At 43.5% G+C, this 1,674-nt stretch carries 1 protein-coding gene and 1 pseudogene; both read left to right on the top strand.

Annotated features, from left to right (window positions below):
* Window positions 1–1,261 (top strand): carbohydrate porin (locus BFF42_RS16305; RefSeq protein ID WP_252866572.1); only part of this gene is annotated, 1,261 nt, incomplete at its 5' end.
* Between the two features lie 122 nt (window positions 1,262–1,383).
* Window positions 1,384–1,674 (top strand): annotated as a pseudogene (locus BFF42_RS16310) (transposase); the annotation flags it as partial.

Consider the following 1,674-nt stretch of genomic DNA (forward strand, 5'->3'; position numbering starts at 1 on the left):
CCCGTTGACGGACTTCGGGGGAAAAACGAGTATTTTTAGTCATCCTGTTTACCTCTTTCTCAGGAAGTTTAGTCTCCAGGATTCCCGGGGCGGTTCACTGGGACGTTTTGGTAATGAGATGAGCGGTTGGTTTGACCTGACCTTAAATCAGCGTGTTTATAATCAGGACGGTAAAACGGCAAATGCGGTCGTTACCTATGATGGCAACGTGGGTGAGCAGTATAACGATGCCTGGTTTGGTGACAGTGCCAATGAAAATATCATGCAGTTCAGCGATATTTACCTGACAACGCGAGGTTTTTTACCCTTCGCACCAGAGGCAGACTTCTGGGTCGGCAAACATAAACTCCCGCAATATGAGATCCAGATGCTGGACTGGAAAACCTTAACCACGGATGTCGCCGCGGGTGTGGGGATTGAAAACTGGGCACTTGGTGTAGGGCTGTTTGATATGTCCTTAAGCCGTGATGATGTCGATGTTTACTCTCGTGATTTTTCGCGTACCAGCCAGATGAATACCAATTCTGTGGATGTTCGTTATCGCAATATCCCGTTATGGGATGATGCGACATTATCATTAATGGCTAAATATTCCGCACCTAATAAAACGGATCAACAACAAGATAACGAAAATGACAACAGTTATTTTGAAATGAAAGATAGCTGGATGCTGACTTCTGTTTTACGGCAAAACCTGCAACGCGATACGTTTAATGAATTTACGTTACAGGTTGACAATAATTCCTATGCCAGCAGTTTTGCCAGTTTCTCAGATGCCAGTAATACGATGGCGCATGGTCGCTATTACTATGGTGATCATACCAATGGGATCGCCTGGCGTTTAATCTCTCAGGGCGAGATGTATCTTACTGACAATATTATTATGGCTAACGCGCTTGTCTATTCTCACGGCGAAGATGTTTATAGTTATGAAAGTGGTGCTCATAGTGATTTTGACAGTATTCGCACTGTAATAAGACCGGCCTGGATCTGGAATACATGGAATCAGACGGGGCTTGAATTAGGCTGGTTTAAGCAACAGAACAAAACTCAGCAGGGTGTAACACTAAATGAATCGGCTTATAAAACGACACTCTGGCATGCATTGAAAGTGGGTGAAAGCATTTTAGGTTCACGACCAGAAATTCGCTTCTATGGAACGTATATCAATATTCTGGATAACGAATTATCGAATTTTAAGTTTAATGAGAACAGCAAAGACGAGTTTATGGCCGGCATCCAGGCGGAAGTCTGGTGGTAATCTATTTTAGTTAAGGAGTTGTGTATGTCAGGATTTAAAAAAGGTTTTTTTGAAGTGGCACACTGAATTTGGCCACCTGAACAGAGGTGATATGCTCACCTCAGAACAACACAGGTGCTCCAATGAAAAAAAGAAATTTTAGCGCAGAGTTTAAACGCGAATCCGCTCAACTGGTTGTTGACCAGAAATACACGGTGGCAGATGCCGCCAAAGCTATGGATGTTGGCCTTTCCACAATGACAAGATGGGTCAAACAACTGCGTGATGAGCGTCAGGGCAAAACACCAAAAGCCTCTCCGATAACACCAGAACAAATCGAAATACGTAAGCTGAGGAAAAAGCTACAACGCATTGAAATGGAGAATGAAATATTAAAAAAGGCTACCGCGCTCTTGATGTCAGACTCCCTGAAC

Origin of the sequence: Shigella sp. FC1661 (assembly GCF_001712525.1) — a bacterium.
In the GTDB taxonomy this organism is placed as follows: domain Bacteria; phylum Pseudomonadota; class Gammaproteobacteria; order Enterobacterales; family Enterobacteriaceae; genus Escherichia; species Escherichia coli.